Annotated in this window: 2 protein-coding genes; both read left to right on the top strand. The window is 26.5% G+C overall.

Annotation, left to right across the window (positions count from 1 at the left end; all coding sequences use genetic code 11):
* Positions 1-106 precede the first annotated feature (106 nt).
* A complete protein-coding gene (gene bdr / locus HNP68_RS06805) occupies positions 107-727 on the top strand; it encodes a Bdr family repetitive protein (RefSeq protein ID WP_183221715.1) in 621 nt (206 codons plus the stop codon).
* 146 nt (positions 728-873) lie between these two features.
* The gene (locus HNP68_RS06800; RefSeq protein ID WP_183221712.1) at positions 874-1317 is read left to right on the top strand and encodes an Mlp family lipoprotein; all 444 of its coding nucleotides are present in this window, start codon (positions 874-876) and stop codon (positions 1315-1317) included.
* Positions 1318-1484 lie beyond the last annotated feature (167 nt).

The raw sequence follows: 1484 nt of genomic DNA, 5'->3' as shown, positions 1-1484 counted from the left end.
ATGTAAATTACAAAAAGGTTTTTCTTGCAAGAACTTATAATTTATATATAAAAATATTTAAAGCTAACTAAAATAGTGTATAATATGGCTGTAAAAGGAAATTATTATGAAGCCAGCGCTAACAAATACTGCAAGTATAAGTGAAGAACAAATATATAATGAGTTTCTTAGATTGGGAATGGAACAACTAATAGCACACGATTTATCCAAAAGATATTATCACAATAACCTTACATATAGAGATTTAGAAAATTTGGAGAAACAATTTGGGATAAAGTTTGAAAATCTTGAGTTTAAGATAGATACTGTAGAAAAGAATTTACAAAAAGATATAGCTAACTTAGATGCCAAAATAGATACTGTAGAAAAGAATTTAAATGCCAAAATAGATACTGTAGAAAAGAATTTAAATGCCAAGATTGACACTGTAAAAAATGAACTTACTACTAAGATTGACACTGTAAAAAGTGAACTCAATACAAAGATTGATACTGTAGAAAAGAATTTACAAAAAGATATAGCTAACTTAGATGCCAAAATTGATACTGTAGAAAAGAATTTAAAACAAAATCTTGACGAAAAACTAAAAATTCATGAAAAATTTTTATTAGAAAAGCTTAATATAAGCAACAGATTAATAATTATTATCACAATAATAATAGCTCCAATTGCTATATCTAGCATAGCAAATATTATTACGGCACTAATTAATGGGTTTTCTAAATAGAAATTCTCAATAATCCTAAACACATAATTTATTAATTCTAAATACCCTTATAAACATCAATATTTCTAAAAATAAGATCTATAATTACAAGAATAATCTTTTTTGTTACTAAATTATTGTACTGAAGAGAAAAAAGGAGATAACAAATGAAAATTATCAATATATTATTTTGTTTATTTTTACTTATGCTAAATGGCTGTAATTCCAATGATAATGACACTTTAAAAAACAATGCCAAACAATCACAAAGTAGAAAAAAGCGAGATTTAAGCCAAGAGAAATCACAAGAAGAAAAACCAAAATCTAAAGAAGAACTTCTTAGAGAAAAACTATCTGATGATCAAAAAACACAACTTGACTGGTTAAAAACCGCCTTAACTGGTGCTGGAGAATTTAATAAATTTTTAGAGAATAATGAAGATAAAATAAAAACAGCGCTTGATCACATAAAAAGTGAACTTGATAAATGCAATGGAAATGATAATGGAAAAAATACTTTCAAAGGAGTAGTTGGGGGTTTCTTCAGCGGCGGGGAAATAGATAAATTTAAAACTGAAGCAGTTAGTGACTGCAATGTTAGTGGTAATTAATAAGAAAAAAATAAAATTCATTATTATCCTTTCTAATATACCTGTAGCAGAGCCCCCGATAAGGGGGCTTTGCTATTATTTAGGTAGGTATATTATTATGCAAACATATTGCTATGCTGCAAAAATATAATCAAATTGTTTATCTTCTTTTAACGCTCCAAAGAATA

The sequence above is a fragment of the Borreliella yangtzensis genome (assembly GCF_014201775.1).
Lineage (GTDB): Bacteria > Spirochaetota > Spirochaetia > Borreliales > Borreliaceae > Borreliella > Borreliella yangtzensis.
Note: the sequence above shows the minus strand (reverse complement) of the source record. Positions and strands in the feature narration are given on the sequence as shown.

Coding starts and splice junctions, on each gene's coding strand:
- bdr (WP_183221715.1), top strand. CDS start 107: ATGAAGCCAGCGCTAACAAATACTGCAAGTATAAGTGAAGAACAAATA.
- HNP68_RS06800 (WP_183221712.1), top strand. CDS start 874: ATGAAAATTATCAATATATTATTTTGTTTATTTTTACTTATGCTAAAT.